This window comes from Lentzea indica (assembly GCF_012184385.1).
In the GTDB taxonomy this organism is placed as follows: domain Bacteria; phylum Actinomycetota; class Actinomycetes; order Mycobacteriales; family Pseudonocardiaceae; genus Lentzea; species Lentzea indica.
In genome coordinates, this window is record NZ_VSRL01000168.1 from 1 (window position 1) to 19,104 (window position 19,104).

Below are 19,104 nucleotides of genomic sequence, written 5' to 3' on the forward strand. Positions count from 1 at the left end.
AGCGCGTTCCTGCGTGAGGCCCTCGCGAGCTGATCCTCCTGGTTCAGCCGAGGTGGTCGTTCGCTCCGCTGACCCAGGCGATGTAGCGGTCAGCGGAGCAGTCGGCCGGCGGGATCCGGCAGTTCATCAGCACCGCGAACACCGCGCGCGACATGGACGTCGTGCGGGCCGTGCTGGGCGAGCAGAAGATCAACTATCTCGGTTACTCCTACGGCACGTACCTGGGCGCGGTGTACGGGACGCTGTTCCCGAACCGGCTCGACCGCAGCGTGCTCGACTCCGCCGTGCACCCCGAGTGGATCTGGCACGAGCAGTTCCGCCAGCAGGCCGTGGCGTACCGGCGTGGTGTCGAGGCGTGGGCGTCGTGGGTGGGGGAGCGCAACGAGAAGTTCGCGCTGGGCAAGTCGCGGGACGAGGTGATCGCCGAGGTCGAGAAGGTCGCCGCGAAGCTGCACGGCACCCCGATCGGTGAGCACAACCGTTCCTCCTTCGACGGCGCCGTCGGTGTGAGTGCGCGTTACCGTCCACTGTGGTCGGACCTCGCGTCGATCGTGATCAAGCTGCGGTCGGGGGAGAAGCCGGAGAACACCGAGGGCGCCAAGGCGGGGGAGGTGCTCGCCAAGACCGGTCTGCAGGAGCTGCGGTCCGGCGTGTTCGACACCGTCACCTGCGAGTCGGACTGGCCCACCGACCTGCACGTCTACTACGAGGACATGCGCACGTTCCGCGAGCGCTACCCGTTCGGCTTCGGCATCATGCGGGCCGCGCCCATGACGTGCACGTTCCGCTCGTTCACGCCGCCGGAGCCGCCGGTGAAGATCGGCCGCAACGGTTATCCGGTCGGCGTTGTCGTGCAGTCGGAAGGTGACACGCAGACCCAGTACGCGAGCGGACCGGCAATGGCGGAGCGGCTGGGGCACAACCTGATCACCGTCGTCGACGAGGGCAAGCACGGCATCTACAACGGCGGCAACAAGTGCGTCGACGAGAAGGTCAACCGGTACCTGATCGAAGGGCCGCTGCCGGGCAGCAGTTCGGAGTGCACCGGTGAACCGCGGCCGGACGTGCCGAAGGACGGACAGGGCGGCGCCGCGCCGGCGTTGTCGCAAGATCGGATTCAGGGGTACCTCGACGGTCGCGGCCTGAGCGCCGGCCGGCCGTAGGGATTCTCTGGGAAATGTGGAAGCGCCCACCACGGAGCGTGGCGGGCGCTTCCCTCTCCCCGGTCCCCACCGGTGGTTCCACTCTGGACCGTATTGAGACAAAAATCCACGTCAGCCACCCTTTCGTGTCACAGTGTCGAAGTTGCTGAGCGGTGTGATCCGCGAAACGATCAACTGGCCGGATCTTCACTCACCGCAACTTTGTTCTAGGAGGGCCCGTGGGCTCGCAAATCACCGAGGGCCTGGGCCAGGCGTGGGCGATGGTGGCCACGTTCGTGCCGAAGCTGCTCGGCTTCCTGCTCGTTCTCGTCATCGGCTGGTTCATCGCCAAGGCGCTCGCCAAGGGCGTTCAGTTCCTGCTCAAGCGGGTCGGCTTCGAGAAGCTCGTCGACAAGTCCGGCCTGAACAACGCGATGAAGCAGTCGCGCATGGACGCGACCGGCCTGATCGCCAAGATCGTGTACTACTTCGTGCTGCTGATCGCGCTGCAGCTGGCGTTCGGCGTGTTCGGCGCGTCGAACCCGGTCAGCACGCTGCTCAACGAGGTCATCGCGTACCTGCCTCGCATCGTCGTGGCCATGGTGCTCGTGATCGTCGCGTCCGCGATCGGCACCGCTTTGAAGGGTCTCGTGACCGGTGCGCTGGGGCAGCGCTCGTACACGAAGATCATGGGCAACATCACCTACGGCTTCGTCATGGCGCTGGGCGTCATCGCCGCGCTCAACCAGCTCGGCATCGCGATCTCGGTGACCATGCCGGTGCTGATCGCCGTGCTCGGCACGGTCGCCGGCGTGATCATCATCGGTGTGGGCGGCGGTCTGGTCCGCCCGATGCAGGCGCGGTGGGAGGGCTGGCTGAACCGCATGCAGGACGAGGCGGCGGCCACCCGGTCGCCGATGCCGCGCGCGTCCCAGGACGTGCCCTCCACGGTCGGTGGCCGTGCCGACGACGCTCCGACGCCGCCGTCGGGCATGCCGATGCCTGAGAAGTAGTTCTCATCTCGCGGAAGGGGCCCTGTGCGCAGGGCCCCTTCTTCGTGTTTAGGCCGTTCTCCAGTTGCGGTCCACCACGGGCGGGGAACCTCGGTCCCACGTGACAGTCAGTGGAGGAGACGTTCCATGAAAGCCCTGGTGCTGTCCGGAGGCGCGGGAACACGCCTACGACCTTTCAGTTATTCGATGCCGAAACAACTCATCCCGATCGCCAACAAGCCGGTGCTCGAGTACGTGGTGGGAAACCTGCGCGACATCGGGGTCACCGAGATCGGCATCATCGTCGGCGATCGCGGTCACGAGATCTCCGACGTGCTGGGCGACGGGTCCGCGCTGGGCGTGGCGATCACGTACATCCCGCAGCACGCACCGCTGGGGCTCGCGCACTGCGTGAAGATCGCGCGGCCGTTCCTCGGCGACGACGACTTCGTGATGTACCTGGGCGACAACATGCTCGTCGAGGGCATCTCCGAGATCGCGGACGAGTTCGCGGCGGTGCGGCCGTCCGCACAGGTCGTCGTCTACAAGGTGCCGGACCCGCGCGCGTTCGGTGTCGCGGAGGTGGACGAGAACTCGCGCGTGACGCGGCTGGTGGAGAAACCGCAGGAGCCGCGCAGCGATCTCGCCATGATCGGCGTGTACTTCTTCACCCCGCTGATCCACCAGGCCGTGGACGCGATCGAGCCGTCGTGGCGAGGCGAGCTGGAGATCACCGACGCGTTGCAGTGGCTGGTGACCCACGAGCGCGACGTGCGGGCGCGGATCTACTCGGGGTTCTGGAAGGACACCGGGAAGGTCGAGGACGTGCTGGAGTGCAACCGCGAGCTGCTGATGAGGCTGACCACGGACATCCAGGGCGTCGTCGACGAGGAGAGCTCGCTCATCGGCGAGGTCGTGGTCGAGGAGGGCGCGCGCGTCGTGCGGTCGTGCATCGTCGGGCCCGCGATCATCGGCGCGGGGACCCTGGTCGAGGAGTCGATCGTGGGGCCGTACACGGCGATCGGCGCGGACTGCCGGATCACCGAGTCCGGGGTGTCCGACTCGATCGTGCTGTCGGGTGCCTTCGTTCACAACGTCTCCGGCATCGAAACATCGTTGATCGGGCGCAAGGCCCGTGTGGGCTCGGCGAAGCAGCACCGGCTGGTCGTCGGTGACGACGCGCATGTGGAGGTGGCGGCGTGAAGCTGCTGGTCACGGGGGCGGCCGGGTTCATCGGCTCGCACTACGTCCGCACGATGCTCGACGGTGGATACGCGGGCTACGAGGACGCACATGTCACCGTGCTGGACAAGCTGACGTACGCGGGGAACCGCGCGAACCTGCCCGTCGAACATTCGCGGATGTCGTTAGTGGAAGGCGACATCTGCGACCTGGAGCTGTTGCTGGAGCTGCTGCCCGGCCACGACGCGGTGGTTCACTTCGCGGCAGAGTCCCATGTGGACCGTTCGCTGACGGCGGCCGCGGACTTCGTGCGCACCAACGTCATGGGCACGCAGATGTTGCTCGAAGCCTGCCGCCGAGCTGGGGTGTCCCGTGTGGTGCACGTGTCCACCGACGAGGTGTACGGGTCGATCGACGAGGGCGCCTGGACGGAGACCTGGCCGTTGCAGCCGAACTCTCCGTATGCCGCCTCGAAGGCGTCCAGTGACCTGATCGCCCGCGCGTACTGGCGGACGCACGGGATGGACGTGTCGATCACGCGCTGCTCCAACAACTACGGGCCGTACCAGCATCCGGAGAAGCTGATCCCGTTGTTCATCACGAACCTGTTCAACGGTCTTCAGGTGCCGTTGTACGGGGACGGGTCGAACGTGCGGGAGTGGCTGCACGTGTCCGACCACTGCCGTGCGATTCAGCTGGTGCTCACGTCGGGACGGGCCGGCGAGATCTACAACGTCGGCGGCGGCAACGAGCGCACCAACCTGCAGATCACGCACGCCCTGCTGGACCTGTGCAGCGCGGGACCCGCGCTGGTCAAGCGGGTGGCCGACCGGCTGGGGCACGACCAGCGGTACGCGCTGAACGATACGAAGATCCGGTCCGAGCTCGGTTACGAGCCGCTGGTGTCGTTCGAGCAGGGACTGGCGGACACCGTCGCCTGGTACCGCGACCACCCCGCCTGGTGGAAGCCGTTGCGGGACTTCACGTCCTGATCCAGGCCCGAAGGCGGTCGCATTCCTCGGCGACCGCCTTCTGCCTGCTCGACGGCAGCTTGTCGATGTAGTCGACGGTGATGTTCTTCTGCTTGTCGACAGACCACGTCGCGACGACGTAGCCGTCGACGAGGACCGTGGGCTTGCCGCCGACGACCACGCCCAGGCGGTCGTCCGCGATGACCCTGCGGCGGTCGGCGTGTGCCAGCAGGATGTTGTCGAACTCGGGCAGAAGCCGCACGGGGACCGGCGTGTCCGGGTGCGGCCGGGGTGCCTCCGGCAGGTCGAAGAGCTCCTTGCCGGCATCGTTGCGGAAGGTCACGAGCTGGGGCCGCAGGCCTTCGAACACTTCCCCGAGCTTGGTGAGACCGGACCACTGCTGGGCGTCCATCACGGTCGACGGCCCGAACGCCTTGAGATAGCGCAGGACCAGCTCTTCCCTGGGCATCGCCTGCTGTGGCTGCCCGAGCCAGTTCTCGACGGTCGTGCAGACCGCGCGGCCGCTCTTGTGCCACAGGCCGCGCGGCGGGAGCTGGACGAGCGCGAGCTTGTTGCGCAGGGCGTTGCCGAGGACGGTGTGCTCGCGGTCCGGCCAGCGTTCCTTGAGCTGCTTGCCGGCCTCCGCGGTGCCCTGCGGGGTGTCTTCGAGGATCTTGCGGCCGGCTTCGGCGACCTCGTCGAGGTCGAGTCCTCTCAGCCGGCTCGCGAAGGGTCCGCTCTGCAGCTCGCGGTCGAGCCTGAGCTGGGTGTGGGGCCGGAGTCCGAGCGCGTCCCGAGCGCTGACCAGGTGGATCGTGCCGCGCATCAGCAGGATCCGGACGGCTTCCCTGTTGGTCAGGAGGTCTTCGAGCTCCTGCGGCCGGAAGTTCCGGACACGGGTCCAGAGGCCGACGTAGGGCGACTTCGGTTCCTGCGCCTGGATGCCGAAGAGGTGCTCGATGGTGGCGAGCGCGCTTTCGTCAGCGCGCTCGCGCAGCATCTGGCGTTCGATCAGCGCCCGGTTGAGCTCGTTCTGGCTCAGCGTCCGGCTCGGGGTCCCATGGGGACAGGTTAGAACCTGTTGACTTCCTCTCCCTCGTGAACGAGGAGGAGTCCTACGGCTCGCGCCGCAGGGTTTTCTGCTTCGTCACCGACCGCCCGCCCGGAGTGTTCCGTTGAGGTCTTACACCGGCTCCACAGACTGTCACCGCCAGCCCGGCGGCCAGAATGTTGCGTGCCGCGTTCACGTCCTGGTCATGGGTCGCACCGCAGCCACACGTCCACGTACGCACGCGCAACGGCATCGCCGCCGCGAGCGCGCCGCAGACCGAGCACAGCTTGGACGACGGGAACCAGCGATTCACCACGATCACGTCCCGCCCGTACCAGTCCGCTTTGTATTCCAGCTGCTGCCGGAACTGCCGCCAGCCCGCATCACCGATCGCGCGGGCCAGGCACTGGTTGCCGAGCATGTTCGACACGGCCAGGTCCTCGATCACGAGCGTTTGGGTTTCACGCACGAGCCGAGTGGTGATCTTGTGCAAGTGGTCGGTACGCCGGTCGGCGATCCGGGCATGGACACGGGCGACCCTGATGCGGGCCTTGGCCCGGTTGTTGCTGCCCTTCTGCTTGAGGCACAACGCCCGCTGCGCCTTCGCCAGCGCCGTCCGGTCCCGCCGTTCGTGCCGGGGATTGCCGATCTTCTCCCCGGTCGAGAGAACCAGCAGATGGTCGAGACCGACATCGATGCCCAGCACCGAATCGGTGGCGGGCAACGGTGTCACGCCGGGGTCTTCGCACAGCAGGGACACGAACCAGCGCCCGGCCGGGTCCCGCGACACGGTCACCGTCGAGGGCACCGCGCCCTCGGGCAGTGGCCGGGACCAGCGGATGTCCAGCGGCTCGGCCATCTTGGCCAGCGTCAACGTGCCGTCGCGCCAGCGGAACGCCGACCGCGTGTACTCCGCGCTGGCACGCGACTTCTTCCGCGACTTGAACCGCGGAAACCGGGCACGTTTCGCGAAGAAGTGGCCGAACGCGGTCTGCAGATGCCGCAACGCCTGCTGCAGCGGCACCGCCGACACCTCGGCCAGGAACGCCAGCTCCTCGGTGCGCTTCCACGCGGTCAGCAGCGCCGACGTGGCCTCGTAGCCGACCCGCTCCCCGCGCTGCGCCCACGCCTCCGTACGGGCCTGCAACGCCAGGTTGTACACCTTGCGGACACACCCGAACGTGCGCGACAACTCCACTGTCTGCGCCTCGCTCGGATAGAAGCGGTATCGGAACGCCCGCTTCACCTGCCCTTTCACCGTTCACAAACTACCAAGTCGTTGTGTGGCCCCGCGTGGGTGGGTCGTGGACGCCGTGTCGCCCTGGAGGCGACACGGCTGTCCCTGCCCTGCTCCGCAGGGGTCCGATTCCTCCCCGCCCTGAAGGACGGGGTCCTCCGACTTAGAACCTGATGAACGCGAATCCGGTGCCGTTCGGGCGTTCTCCGTCGTGGACGACGAGCAGGTTCAGCTTGCCGAGGACGATGTCGGCGCCGTCGGAGTGCTCGACGTCCTTGACCTTGAAGTCCTTGAGCGGCTTCATGTCGGCCTTGCGGTACGCGACGAACCGCGAGTCGCCCTGGCTGGACGCGAGCAGCACGTCGTCCGCGATCGTCAGGCCCTCGGCGTCGGCTTCGAGCCACTTGCCGCCGAAGCCGGGGTTCTGGCCGTCCGGTTCGCACTCTTCGGTGTCCGGGTTGTACTTCTGCGGCGCGCCGAACGTGCGGACCTTGTCGACCAGCTGCGGCTTGCCGAACCCGTTCGCGCGCAACGGGATGCGCCAGATGCCGACGTCCTCCTGCGCCGCGTACAGCGTCCGGGTCTTCTCGTCGATCACCATGCCCTCGACCTGCGGGCCCTCGCCGGGCTCACCGCACACCGTCCACTTCTGGCCGTTCGGGAGCGTGAAGGTGTCCGGAAGGTCCAGAGTGGACACCTTCTTGGTGTCGTACGTCCTGCCCTTCTGAACCTGGAGGAGCGCGATGCTGGTCTCGTTGCGCCGGCTGGTGACGACGACGTCGGTGCTGCTGATTCGCCCGGCGGCCAGACCGTAGACGTTGTGCTGGTCGTCGACCTCCGCCTCGGTCTTCGAGAACACCGGCTTGGTCGCGGGGTCCGTGACGTCCTTGACGCCGCGCTCGTCCACTTGGAACACCCGGACGCGGTCACGCCCGCGGTCGCTGACGAACGCCAGATCGCCGAGGACGTCGACGTTGTTGAAGCGGCCGGGCTTCGCATCCGGCGTGGGTGGCTGCGGCGCCGGGTGCACGCCGATCGTGCGGCCGTTCAGGTCGAACGCCGCCAGGCCGCCTTCCTTGATTGTGCCCAGAACCACACTGCGTTCGGTGTTGCGCGGGTTCACCCAGATGGCCGGGTCGTCGGCGTCCGCAGGCTCCTCGAACGTCTGCGTGATCACCGTCGGTGTGATGACCGGCGTCGCAGGCGCGGTGAGGAACAAAGGCACGAGCGCCAGTGCTAAGGAAGATGACATGGTGGGACCGTAGGAAACACCGGTGTACGGCGACTGAACCGCGGGGGAACAAGCCGTGTGGTACGAGTTGGGATTGACGATCTTCGGTCAGAAGATCGCGTACACGGAGCTGGTCGGGCAGGTGCTGGCGCTCGCGGTGGTGTTCCTCGCGCAACGCCGTTCGCTCTTGACCTGGCCTGTTCAGCTGGTGTCCGTGGCTTTGCTGTTCACCGTCTACATCTCCGCCCACCTCGGCGGATTGGCCACCCGGCAGGTCGTCGTGGGCCTGATCGCCGTCTACGGCTGGTACGCCTGGGTGCGGCGCCGTGACCCGGTCTTCGGTGTGGTGGTGCGCAAGGGCTCCGGGCGGGAACGTCTTGCAGTGGCCGGTGTTTTCGTTCTTGGCACGGTCGCGTTCGCGTTGGTGCTCGACTGGTTGAACGCCTCGTGGGCACCGTGGCCGGACGCCGCGATCTTCGTCGGCACCATCCTGGCCTTCTCGCTGCAGGGCCTCGGCCTGGTGGAGTTCTGGCTGGTGTGGCTCGTCGTCGACTTCGTGGGCGTACCGCTGCAGATCCAGTCCGGCCTGTACTTCAGCGCGTTCGTGTACACGATCTTCGCGGGCCTGGTGATCCACGGTTACATCGACTGGAACCGCACGGCCCGGCGGTTGACATAGACGGCAAAGTCTCCTCTATGAGGGGACTGATCGCATTACTGGCTGCTGCTTCGTTGCTGGTTCCCGTTCCGGCTGCCGCTTCTGAGCCTTTGCGCACCGGATTCGAACTCACCGGCAAGTGGACCACCGAGTCCGAGGAACAGGCCTACCTGCGCGCTACGGGCCTCCCGGTCACCCAGATCGGAGTGTCCGCCCAGGGCCGCCCGATCCAGCTCGTCCGCGTCGGCCCCGCGTCGGCCCGCACCGTCGTGCTGTTCATCTGCTCGCAGCACGGCGACGAGCCCGCGGGCCGCGAGGCGTGCCTCATCCGCATGCGTCAGCTGCCACGTGCTGCCGGCGTCACCTACCTCTTCGTCCCGAACGCCAACCCCGACGGCCGCGCCGCGAACACCCGCGGCAACTCCGCCGGTATCGACATCAACCGCGACCACCTGCTGCTCCGCACCGCCGAGGCCCGCGCGATGGCCTTGGTGATCCGCGACTGGAAGCCCGACGTCATCCACGACCTCCACGAGTTCGGCCCCACCCCGCCGTACTACGTGAAGGACTTCCTCTGGCTCTGGCCCCGCAACCTCAACGTCGCTTCCGGCGTCCACGACCTGTCGGAAACGTTGTCGCGGTCGTATGTGCGAACTGCCGTCGAGGCCGGCGGTCGCACCTCCGGCGTCTACGGCATCCACGTGGACCCGGTGACCGGCGAACCGATCCGTCAGGTGGCCGGCGACCACCAGGAACGCATCCTCCGCAACACGAGCGGCCTCAAGCACGCCACGGGACTCCTGGTGGAGACCAACGCCGACGGCACACCCGCCTACCGCGTCGAGTCCCAGCTCCTCGGCCTCGACGGCACCCAGTCGTTCGTCCGCGAGAAGCGCACGGCCATCGAGACCGCCACCGCCCAGTCGCGAGCCCGCCGCACCGGCCCGGTGTACTTCGGTGGCGCCGACAACCAGGCGCCGGCCCCCGAGGACGTCCTGGCGACCCCGCCGTGCGGCTACGTGCTCACCGGTGCCCAGTACCGCGACTTCCAGGACGAGCTCGCTCTGCACGGCATCAAGTCCCAGTACCTGCGGGGCGGCGACCGCATCGTGCCTTTGAAGCAGGAGGCCCGCCCTCTGATCCCGCTCTTGTTGGACGCCCGAGCGGACGAGCCTCTGCTCCGTGCCCAGCCCGTCGCCCAGTGCTGATCCTGCTCAACTGATATATCGGCTCGCCTGACCAGGGCCTTAGCAATGAGTCTTTTGACTTCGCCGTCAAAAGACTCATTGCTAAGGCCCTTTTCGAGTCGCGACTGCGGTGTCGCGGAACCGGCACGCTGGACAGGTGAAGCTGATCTCTCAGCCCGCCTCGAAGCCGGTGGACCCGGTCTTGCGCCCGTCCGTGGTGTTCCTGTGGGCGGTGGTCGCCTTGGGCATCACGATCGGGCTGACCGCCTTCCTCGCGCAGCTGTCTTACCGCGCCGACCCGCAACGCCTGGGCGGACTGCTCGACGTGGTGCGGATCGGCCTCAGCGTCGGGGTCGGCACCGGTGGTCTGTTCGCGCTCTGGCTGGCGACAAGGCGTCAGCGGTCGGCCGAGCAGACGCTCAAGCTGCAGCGCGAGGTGTCTGAGATCACGGTGATCGACAGCACGGAGCGCCGGATCACCGATCAATACAGCAAAGCGATCGAACAGCTCGGTCATGAGAAGGCGGCGGTGCGGCTCGGCGCGATCTACTCGCTCGAGCGACTCGCGCAGGAGCACGCCGGGCACCGGCAGACCGTGGTCGACGTCTTCTGCTCCTATCTCCGCCTGCCGTTCGAACCACCGGCCGACCGCGGGAAACGCGCTCGTCCAGCGGCACCGGACAACGTCGAGGGGCGCGCCGAGCTGGAGGTTCGCCGCACCATCCAGAGCATGCTCTGGGCCCACCTCGGCGATCCCGACCAACGAGCGGTGGGGAGCAAGCGCTGGCCGAACATCGATCTGGACCTGTCGCGCACGAAGCTGGTCGACCCGATCCTCCGAATGCTCGCTGTCCGCAGCCTGAAGTGTGAGGACATGGTCGTGCACGGGATCGCGGACTTCTCCCGTCTCCGGGTGGCGGAGCACGCGGCGGTCGGAGGTGCACGGTTTCACGGCCAAGCGACGTTCGCCGATTCCGTTTTCTCCGATGGTTTCGCTTTGATCAGCTGCGTCTTCGAATCGAAGCTGGATCTCTCGGGAGTCAGGGCTGAACGCTTGTTCGCTGTGACCACGTGTCACTTCCGCGGCGAGGTTGATCTGAGCAACTGCGTCATGCCAAACCTGGGATTCTTCAAGTCCCGGTTCGATCGTGACCTGGTGCTGCGCAGCGGTGACTGCACAGTCGTCATGATCATGGAGAACGACTTCCAAGGCACCGTTGTCAACGATGCTCTGGAGGTGTCGACCGGCTTGGTGACGAACTGCTCGTTCCGGAGGCTGCCGGATCGCCACCCGAAGATCGTCGTCTTCGACGACTTCCAGGACACCGATTCCAACCTGCGGGACCTGGCCGCACATTTCGGGTACGACCCGACTGCGCCCAACGGGGACATCAGCGACGAATGAGCACTGAGATGCGGTTGAGGGGCCGCCCCGCTGAAGCGGAACGGCCCCTCAAAGGTCCCTGAGAGCTACGCCAGGCCCGCGTCCGACGTGGACGGACCGGCGGCCTGCACGTCGTCGATGCGGTACTTGCGGGCCGCCTCGACGACCTTGTCCTGGCCGACCTCGCCGCGCTTGGCCAGGGCGGCCAGCGTGGCGACGACGACGGACTCCGCGTCCACCAGGAAGTGGCGGCGGGCGGCCGGGCGGGTGTCGGAGAAGCCGAAGCCGTCCGTGCCCAGGGTCGTCATGTCGGTCGGGACGTACGGGCGGATCAGGTCCGGGATCGCCGACATCCAGTCGGAGACGGCGACGACCGGGCCCTGGACGTCCGACAGCACCTGCGTCACGTACGGCACGCGCGGCTCGGCGTCCGGGTGCAGCAGGTTGTGGCGGTCGGTGTCGACGGCGTCGCGGCGCAGCTCCGAGTACGACGTGGCGGACCACACGTCGGCGGAGACGCCCCACTCGTCGGCCAGGAGCTTCTGGGCCTTCAGCGCCCACGGGAGGCCCACGCCGGAGCCGAGGATCTGGGCACGCGGGCCACCGGTCGCGGGGCCGTCCTGGTACTTGTAGAGGCCGCGCAGGAGGCCTTCCACGTCCAGGTTCTCCGGCTCGGCCGGCTGAACGTACGGCTCGTTGTAGACCGTCATGTAGTAGAAGATGTTCTCGGCGTTCTCGCCGTACATCCTCCGCAGACCGTCCTTGACGATGTGCGCCACCTCGAAGGACCACGCCGGGTCGTAGGCGACCACGGCCGGGTTCGTGTGCGCCAGCAGCAGCGAGTGGCCGTCCGCGTGCTGCAGGCCCTCACCGGTCAGCGTGGTGCGGCCCGCGGTGGCGCCCAGCACGAAGCCGCGCGCCATCTGGTCCGCCGCCGCCCACAGGCCGTCGCCCGTGCGCTGGAAGCCGAACATCGAGTAGAAGATGTAGATCGGGATCATCGGCTCGCCCTGCGTGGCGTAGGACGTGCCGACCGCCGTGAACGACGCCGTGGAACCCGCCTCGTTGATGCCTTCGTGCAGGATCTGGCCCTGCTCGCTCTCCTTGTAGGCGAGCATCAGACCGGCGTCCACCGACGTGTACGCCTGGCCGTTCGGGTTGTAGATCTTCTGCGTCGGGAACATGGAGTCCATGCCGAACGTCCGTGCCTCGTCCGGGATGATCGGCACGATGCGCGGGCCGATCTCCGGGTCCTTCGCGAGGTCGCGGACGAGCCGGACGAACGCCATCGTCGTGGCGACCTCCTGCTTGCCGGAGCCGCGCTTGATGCCGTCGTAGACCTTGTCGCCCGGCAGCACCAGCGCCTTGGCCTTCGTGCGGCGCTCCGGCACGAAACCACCCAGCTGACGGCGGCGCTCCAGCATGTACTGGATCTCCTGGCTGTCCTGGCCGGGGTGGTAGTACGGCGGCAGGTACGGGTCGGCCTCGAGCTGCGCGTCCGAGATCGGGATGCGCAGGCTGTCCCGGAAGCCCTTCAGGTCGTCCAGGGTCATCTTCTTCATCTGGTGCGTCGCGTTGCGGGCCGCGAAGTGCGGGCCGAGCGAGTAGCCCTTGATGGTCTTGGCGAGGATCACGGTCGGCTGGCCGACGGTCTCGGTCGCCGCCTTGTAGGCCGCGTAGACCTTGCGGTAGTCGTGGCCGCCGCGCTTGAGGTTCCACACCTCGTCGTCGCTCATGGCGTCGACGAGCGCCTTCGTCCGCGGGTCGCGGCCGAAGAAGTGCTCCTTGATGTACGCGCCGTCGTTCGCCTTGTAGGTCTGGTAGTCGCCGTCGGGCGTGGCGTTCATGAGGTTCACGAGCGCGCCGTCGCGGTCCGCGTGCAGCAGCGTGTCCCACTCGCGGCCCCAGACGACCTTGATGACGTTCCAGCCGGCACCGCGGAAGAACGACTCCAGCTCCTGGATGATCTTGCCATTACCGCGCACCGGGCCGTCGAGGCGCTGCAGGTTGCAGTTGACCACGAACGTCAGGTTGTCCAGCTGCTCGTTCGCCGCGAGCTGGAGCAAGCCGCGCGACTCCGGCTCGTCCATCTCGCCGTCGCCGAGGAACGCCCACACGTGCTGGTCGGACGTGTCCTTGAAGCCGCGGTCACGCAGGTAGCGGTTGAACCGCGCCTGGTAGATCGCGTTCATCGGGCCGATGCCCATGGAGACCGTGGGGAACTCCCAGAAGTCCGGCATCAGGCGCGGGTGCGGGTACGACGGCAGACCGCCACCCGGACCGGCGTGCGAGTACTCCTGGCGGAAGCCGTCGAGCTGGTGCTCGGACAGCCGGCCCTCGAGGAACGCGCGGGCGTACACACCGGGGGAGGCGTGGCCCTGGATGAAGACCTGGTCGCCGCCGCCGGGGTGGTTCTTGCCGCGGAAGAAGTGGTTGAAGCCGACCTCGTAAAGCGATGCGCTGGACGCGTACGTCGAAATGTGGCCACCGACACCCACGCCGGGACGCTGCGCGCGGTGCACCGTCATCGCGGCGTTCCACCGGATCCACGCGCGGTAGCGGCGCTCCACCTCCTCGTCACCGGGGAACCACGGCTCCCGCTCGGTGGGGATGGTGTTGACGTAGTCAGTGCTGGTCAGCGCGGGCATGCCCACGTGGTTCTCACGCGCACGCTCGAGCAGACGGAGCATGAGATAACGCGCCCGCTGCTGCCCGCCGCCCTTGAGCACCTCGTCGAACGACTCGAGCCACTCGGACGTCTCTTCGGGGTCGATGTCCGGCAGGTGGGCTGCCAGACCGTCGCGAATGACACGCACCCGCTCGGGGCCGGTGTTCTGCGGGCTCAAGGTGTCTCCTCGGCTTCGTTGGCGGTACCTCGCGTTGGCCCGGAAACCGTGCCACGCGCTCCTATCGTTGTCCTTGCGCGACGACTTCGTCACCGCTACTGATCGGTAGTTCTGGATCGTGTCGCTCACGCGCGCGCGATAAGAGGTATGTAGAGCATGCCCCCTGCCGGTCTAGGGATCTCCACAGGGGTCCCTGTTACGGCGTGTCACGTGGTCAACAGTTGCGCCGGAGGTAGCCGACAGTGTTCGCTAGCGCGAGTAACGGACTCTGGCGGCAGTCTTAGGGCTGTCGCTCTTGCGTAGTTGGAGGAGTGAAAACCGTGGTCGCCGCGGAAGACGCCGGCAAGATCGGCGTCGCCGAGAAGCTCGGGATCGAATCGGGCATGGTCGTCCAGGAACTCGGCTGGGACGAGGACGTCGACGACAACCTCCGTGCCGCAGTCGAGGAGCAGATCGGGGGCGACCTCCTCGACGAGGATGCCGACGAAACTGTGAGCATCGTGCTGCTCTGGTGGCGGGAGGACGACGGTGACCTGGTGGACGCCTTGCTCGAAGCTACCGGCGTGCTCGCCGAGGACGGCGTGATCTGGGTTCTCACCCCGAAGACCGGCCGCCCCGGCCACGTGGAGCCGAGCGACATCGCAGAGGCCGTCCCGACCGCGGGCCTGTCTCAGACCTCGAACATCAGCGTCGCCGACGACTGGGCGGGAACCCGCCTGGTGTGGCCAAAATCCACCAAGGCCAAGCGCTGAGCCAAGTCCGGCTGACATAGGGTTGATCCACGGGCGTGCATCTCGCCCGTGGTTCGTCTTCGTCAACCGGAGGGGTCTGTTTCATGGCGGTCGAGGTCGGTTCGGAAGCCCCGGACTTCACGCTCAACGACTACAACAAGCAGCCTGTGACGTTGTCGTCGTTCCGCGGTTCGAAGAACGTGCTCCTGGTCTTCTACCCGTTCGCGTTCAGCGGCATCTGCAACGGTGAGCTTTGCCAGCTGCGGGACGAACTCGCGACCTACGAGGACGAGAACGTCCAGGTGCTGGGTGTGTCCGTGGACTCGCCGTTCGCACTGAAGGCGTGGGCGAACCAGGAGGGCTACCAGTTCCCGCTGCTGTCCGACTTCTGGCCGCACGGCGCCGTCGCCCAGTCCTACGGCGTGTTCAACGAGGCCGTCGGCATGGCGCTGCGTGGCACGTTCCTGATCGACGTGGACGGCGTCGTCCGGTTCACTGAGGTCAACGCGCCGGGTGAAGCCCGGGATCAGGACGCCTGGAAGAAGGCCGTAGCCTCTCTCAAGGCATGATGTAGGTGCCCATGCCCTTCGCGGTGTGGGTTTCAGGGCGTGTAGCTCAGCGGAAGAGCACTCGGTTTACACCCGAGCGGTCGCAGGTTCGATCCCTGTCGCGCCCACCAGCCAAAACGGCGCCTCCAAGAGCTTTGGAGGCGCCGTTGACATCACCGGTTGACATCAGTTGGGGTCTGAAAGCCGGTCCATCCGGGCTGCCAGCCGCCGTTTCGCCTCGTCCAGTACGTGGCCGTAGATGTTCGCCGTGGTCGAGATCGATGCGTGGCCGAGCTGCTCCATCACCTCCCTGATCGTGGCTCCGTCCATCAGCAGCAGCGTTGCCGCCGTGTGGCGAAGGTCATGCACGCGTGCCGCTTCGAGGTCAGCCCTCTTCAGCAGGCGCCGGAGCATCGTGTTGACGTTCCGGGGTTCGACCACACGTCCCGAAGCGGTGACGAAGATCAGGTCACTCGGCTGGCCAGGGGCAAGGTTGAGTTGTGATCCGCGACGCTTTGCAGTCTCCTCACGGTGCTTGGCCAGAGCAGCCAGGCATACGCGGCCAAGGTAGAGCGTCCTAGTGGACTTCTTCGTCTTCGTTTTCCCAAAAAGCAACTTGCCTCGGACTCGTTGCACTGTCCTGCGGACCTTGAATGCGCCGATTTCAAGGTCCACGTCCGACCAGGCGAGCCCAAGCACCTCACCTTTGCGGAGGCCGGTCGTAATGAGGATCAGCCACAGCGCGTACAACCAGTGGCCAGTGGCGGCCTTCACGAATTTGCGGGCTGCCGCTTCGGACATCGGATCTACCTCAAAGGTCCCTCGCTGTGGGGTCTCCACCAGCTTCGCGACATTGCGGCCGATCAGTTCCTCACGCACTGCCGTGGTGAGTGCGCTACGCAAGGTTTCAAAGACATTCTGGACGTACCTGTCTGACAGCGGCTCGCCAAGAACGGTCTTCGCCTTGCGGAGTTTGGCGATGAACTGCCGTACGTGCGTCGGAGTGAGTGCATTCAGCTTCTTGGTGCCCAGATGTGGCTTGATGTAGCGGCGCACAACGATCTCGTACCCTGAGTAGGTCGACTCTCCACGCTCGACCTTGATGACCTCTTCGAGCCACCAGGTGAGGTACTCATCAAGCTTCATGCTCGATGAGATCGACGGCACGCCCTTCCGGTTGTTGTCGAGCATCTCAACACGCTTGTTGTTCGCCTCCTCCCACGTCGACCCATAGACGTATTTGCGCTTGCTTTCACCATTGGAGGTGAGCACGTACACGGCTGCCTGATACCGGCCGTCTTTGCGCTTGACGATCGTGCCCATTCCATTTGCTGCGCGACCAGCCATCAGGCGGCCTCCGGTTCCTGGAGAAGAGTTTCGATGTACGAGTGGATCGACGTGAGTGGAACCCGGCGAGCGCCGAAGATTTTTACGGACCTCAGTTGGCCTGTCCGGAGGAGGTCAAAGACGCGGGTCCGCCCGATATTGAGCAGGCGTGCGGCCTCTTCGACTTTCAATAGCAGCGGTAGCGGATTGGTAGGAGTGGCTTTTTCGGCCATGGCTGGTTTCCGTTCTGTGAGGTGGTGTGCGTGTCCGGGCGGTGCGTGGTTGGCGGTTCGAGCCGTCCGGGCGAGAAGAGGTGCGGGGCAGTGCGCGAGGGCGGGTGTGCGGGGATCGGTGCGGGAAACCCGGAAACCCGGAACTGTGGCGTAGCAGGGCTGTGAGCTGCGGTGATGTGGGCCGGGTTTGGCGCGGGGCTAAACCCGGTGCAAACCCGGTTGAAACCCGGTGGCGGGTCTAAACCCGGTCTCGGCGGGCCGGGGGTGGCCCTGCTAGTCGCGGCTAGATCAGCGTGGTCTGTTGCTCGTCGGCTGGCGTCTGGTCGTGCTCGGCCTGGTCGGGTTCGGTGTTGGTCTCGACCCAGAACACGAGGGAGTTGGCGCTCTTGTCGTGCTTGCTGCGCAGGACGTGCGGGCCGTGCCAGCGTCCGATGTGGCCGGTGAGCAGCTTGCCCATGCTCTTGGAGGAGGGGATGCGGTCGCGTTCGTCGGTGAGGAACGTGCCGTCCCAGCGGTCCACGAGCTGACCACCCTTGAGCTCAGGTTCGGCGCTGTGGCACAGCACCCGTGCCCTGAGTTCGGTGTCACCGTGCAGTTCGTGCCAGCGGGCGAGGAACGCCGTCCATGCGGTGTTCTCGTCGTCCGCCTCGCGCATCTCCGCCAGGTTGTCGAGGAACCCGTCTACGCCGTGGTGGGCGAGGAATCCGCCGGCCGCGCCCGCCCAGGTGCTGAACTGGCGCATGGTGTGCCCGGAGCGGGGCGCACCGGCGTTGATCCAGTCCATGACGAGGATGAGCAGGTGCCGCAGCACGGTGACGCGGTTGGCCGGCTTCTTGAGCCATTGGTCCAGGTGCGGGATGCCGAACCCGGTTTGGTCGCGCTGGTCGGGGTGCGGGTCGTTGGGGTCCAGGCGCACCAGGGCGGTGCGGGTGGCCATGTCCCCGCCCAGCCGGACGTTGTTGCCCGTGGCCAACCACAGCCGATCGTTGACTGCCTCGAACCCGGCGCTGTTGGAGCCAAGGTTGCGGTCGTCCCACTTCGGGCCGGTGAGCAGCTTCGCCAGCACCGCGGAGGACACCTCGGTTCCCTCAGCGAGGTTGTCCCACAGCATCACCGCGGCGGTGCTGTGCAGGGCGCTGGTGATGGACTTCTGTAGCTCGTTCTCGTCGTTGTTGCGCCACACCAGGTGCTTGAGTCCGTAGATGTAGCCGGGGATCTCCGCCAGCAGCGTCTTACCGGAGCTTTGCGTGGTGGCAGAGATCAGGCCGAACGGGGTCAGGCACCCGAGGTAGGGCCGCAGGATGGGCGCGATCATCAGGCCGATGTGGTTGGCCTTGTCAGCCGGGGCGACGAACGGGAAGTCCCGCAGCAGCGTGCTTGTCACGAACTCCAGTGCCTCGCTGACCTCCTCTTTGGACGGTTGCGCGGGAATGGCCGGCATCGCCACGGTGGGCGCGTAGTACAGGCCGGTTCCGGTGTCGTATCCGGCGGTCTGCAAGAGGGTGCCGTCCGGGCGCAGCACCGGCGAGGTCACCACACCCACTAGCGGGCGCACGTCGGGCCAGTACCGGCTCGACAGCACCGCGGACAGTGCGGCTTTGGTGGGGCTGGCCTCCACCTCCTCCCACTGCTCGGTGTCCTTGTTCTTCTTGCGGCGGAACACGAACGCGTGGTGCGCGAGCAGCCACGCCAGCGACGGCGAGGTGATCGGATCGGCCTGCACAGGCAGCGCCCCGGCGTCGATCTGGTGGGCGTGCTCCGCAGCGCTGGCGGCCTTGCCCGACACCCGCGACAGGTGCACCAGCTGCCCGCCGCAGACGTAGACGTCGGGCAGCGCGCCGTTGCCCAGCGCGGAGGTCAAGGCCCTGATGGTCTCGGCCTCCCCGCCGATCTGGATGGCCGGCTTCTCGGCGGGCTGTCCCGCCGACACGTCGGTGGTGCTGGTGTTGTTCATGAGGGCGGTGATCTCGTCTGCGTCGGTGAGGTTCGGGGTGGTCATCGGCGGGTCCTCCTTCCTCTCTGGGGTGGTGCTGGTGGTGCGGATCAGGCTCACGCGGCGCTCCGGATGTCGGGGGCAGGAAGCGGGCGGCCGAACCCGGAAGCCAGGACGTAGCGGATCTCTGCGGCCGGGAGTCCGGCGTGACGGGCCGCGTCGGTGAGAGCGGCCTCGACCACCGTGCGGTCGATCCATCCGGCCTGCGCCATACCCGCCAGGCGCGTGGTCGAGCGGAACAGCTTGCGGTTGCGGCCGGTGTCGGGCTCCATCACCGCTAGCTCCGCGCACGCAGACCGCAACGCACCGGCGGCGTAGCGGGCCGGGCCGGTCTGCGCGTCAACCACGGGCACGGCTGCGGCTGGCCTGGTCGCGGCCGGGGCGGTGGTGGT

At 66.8% G+C, this 19,104-nt stretch carries 17 protein-coding genes and 1 tRNA gene; 10 read left to right on the forward strand and 8 right to left on the reverse strand.

What is annotated here, in order from left to right:
• Window positions 1-152 precede the first annotated feature (152 nt).
• From FXN61_RS33535 to rfbB, 4 genes are all read left to right on the forward strand, one after another.
• Complete coding sequence (locus FXN61_RS33535) at window positions 153-1,163, forward strand: alpha/beta hydrolase (protein WP_246292328.1); 1,011 nt, start codon at window positions 153-155, stop codon at window positions 1,161-1,163.
• Between the two features lie 218 nt (window positions 1,164-1,381).
• On the forward strand, window positions 1,382-2,155 hold the full coding sequence (locus FXN61_RS33540) for a mechanosensitive ion channel family protein (RefSeq protein ID WP_167977975.1): 774 nt from the start codon (window positions 1,382-1,384) through the stop codon (window positions 2,153-2,155).
• A 126-nt stretch (window positions 2,156-2,281) separates the two neighbouring features.
• Entirely contained in the window at window positions 2,282-3,337 is a 1,056-nt protein-coding gene (locus FXN61_RS33545) for a glucose-1-phosphate thymidylyltransferase (protein ID WP_167977976.1), read from the forward strand.
• On the forward strand, window positions 3,334-4,308 hold the full coding sequence (rfbB, locus tag FXN61_RS33550) for a dTDP-glucose 4,6-dehydratase (RefSeq protein ID WP_167977977.1): 975 nt from the start codon (window positions 3,334-3,336) through the stop codon (window positions 4,306-4,308). The genes FXN61_RS33545 and rfbB overlap by 4 nt, the downstream gene beginning before the upstream one ends.
• Here rfbB and FXN61_RS33555 read toward each other — a convergent pair.
• From FXN61_RS33555 to FXN61_RS33565, 3 genes are all read right to left on the reverse strand, one after another.
• Window positions 4,298-5,287 carry a winged helix DNA-binding domain-containing protein gene (locus FXN61_RS33555; protein ID WP_167977978.1) on the reverse strand — a complete coding sequence of 330 codons (990 nt, stop codon included), beginning with the start codon at window positions 5,285-5,287 and terminating at the stop codon, window positions 4,298-4,300. The genes rfbB and FXN61_RS33555 overlap by 11 nt on opposite strands.
• Window positions 5,288-5,402: 115 nt before the next feature.
• Window positions 5,403-6,596: an RNA-guided endonuclease InsQ/TnpB family protein gene (locus tag FXN61_RS33560; protein WP_167977979.1), complete on the reverse strand. Its 1,194-nt coding sequence runs from the start codon at window positions 6,594-6,596 to the stop codon at window positions 5,403-5,405.
• A 142-nt stretch (window positions 6,597-6,738) separates the two neighbouring features.
• Window positions 6,739-7,827 (reverse strand): phytase, encoded by a 1,089-nt coding sequence (locus tag FXN61_RS33565; RefSeq protein WP_167977980.1) that lies wholly within the window; start codon window positions 7,825-7,827, stop codon window positions 6,739-6,741.
• A 55-nt stretch (window positions 7,828-7,882) separates the two neighbouring features.
• Between FXN61_RS33565 and pnuC the strand changes: the two genes are divergently transcribed.
• The 3 genes from pnuC (at window position 7,883) to FXN61_RS33580 (ending at window position 11,056) form a co-directional block, all read left to right on the forward strand.
• Window positions 7,883-8,485 carry a nicotinamide riboside transporter PnuC gene (gene pnuC / locus FXN61_RS33570; RefSeq protein WP_167977981.1) on the forward strand — a complete coding sequence of 201 codons (603 nt, stop codon included), beginning with the start codon at window positions 7,883-7,885 and terminating at the stop codon, window positions 8,483-8,485.
• Window positions 8,486-8,502: 17 nt separating this feature from the next.
• Window positions 8,503-9,672, forward strand: coding sequence for a M14 family zinc carboxypeptidase (locus FXN61_RS33575; RefSeq protein WP_167977982.1), 1,170 nt, complete (start codon window positions 8,503-8,505; stop codon window positions 9,670-9,672).
• Window positions 9,673-9,808: 136 nt separating this feature from the next.
• Window positions 9,809-11,056: a hypothetical protein gene (locus FXN61_RS33580; RefSeq protein ID WP_167977983.1), complete on the forward strand. Its 1,248-nt coding sequence runs from the start codon at window positions 9,809-9,811 to the stop codon at window positions 11,054-11,056.
• Between the two features lie 65 nt (window positions 11,057-11,121).
• Here the strand turns inward: FXN61_RS33580 and aceE are convergent, their stop codons facing one another.
• Window positions 11,122-13,881, reverse strand: coding sequence for a pyruvate dehydrogenase (acetyl-transferring), homodimeric type (aceE, locus tag FXN61_RS33585; protein WP_167977984.1), 2,760 nt, complete (start codon window positions 13,879-13,881; stop codon window positions 11,122-11,124).
• A 320-nt stretch (window positions 13,882-14,201) separates the two neighbouring features.
• Here aceE and FXN61_RS33590 point away from each other — a divergent pair, with 320 nt between their 5' ends.
• The 3 genes from FXN61_RS33590 (at window position 14,202) to FXN61_RS33600 (ending at window position 15,291) form a co-directional block, all read left to right on the forward strand.
• Entirely contained in the window at window positions 14,202-14,633 is a 432-nt protein-coding gene (locus tag FXN61_RS33590) for a DUF3052 domain-containing protein (RefSeq protein WP_112263631.1), read from the forward strand.
• Window positions 14,634-14,716: 83 nt separating this feature from the next.
• Window positions 14,717-15,181 carry a peroxiredoxin gene (locus tag FXN61_RS33595; RefSeq protein ID WP_167977985.1) on the forward strand — a complete coding sequence of 155 codons (465 nt, stop codon included), beginning with the start codon at window positions 14,717-14,719 and terminating at the stop codon, window positions 15,179-15,181.
• A gap of 35 nt (window positions 15,182-15,216) precedes the next feature.
• Window positions 15,217-15,291: transfer RNA gene (locus FXN61_RS33600), tRNA-Val, on the forward strand.
• A 55-nt stretch (window positions 15,292-15,346) separates the two neighbouring features.
• Here FXN61_RS33600 and FXN61_RS33605 read toward each other — a convergent pair.
• From FXN61_RS33605 to FXN61_RS33620, 4 genes are all read right to left on the reverse strand, one after another.
• On the reverse strand, window positions 15,347-16,483 hold the full coding sequence (locus FXN61_RS33605) for a tyrosine-type recombinase/integrase (protein ID WP_167977986.1): 1,137 nt from the start codon (window positions 16,481-16,483) through the stop codon (window positions 15,347-15,349).
• Window positions 16,484-16,506: 23 nt separating this feature from the next.
• Window positions 16,507-16,719: a helix-turn-helix domain-containing protein gene (locus tag FXN61_RS33610; RefSeq protein ID WP_167977987.1), complete on the reverse strand. Its 213-nt coding sequence runs from the start codon at window positions 16,717-16,719 to the stop codon at window positions 16,507-16,509.
• Window positions 16,720-17,002: 283 nt separating this feature from the next.
• Complete coding sequence (locus tag FXN61_RS33615; protein WP_223165697.1) at window positions 17,003-18,718, reverse strand: hypothetical protein; 1,716 nt, start codon at window positions 18,716-18,718, stop codon at window positions 17,003-17,005.
• Between the two features lie 50 nt (window positions 18,719-18,768).
• The coding region (locus tag FXN61_RS33620; protein WP_223165698.1) for a hypothetical protein at window positions 18,769-19,104 on the reverse strand (336 nt) is incomplete at its 5' end.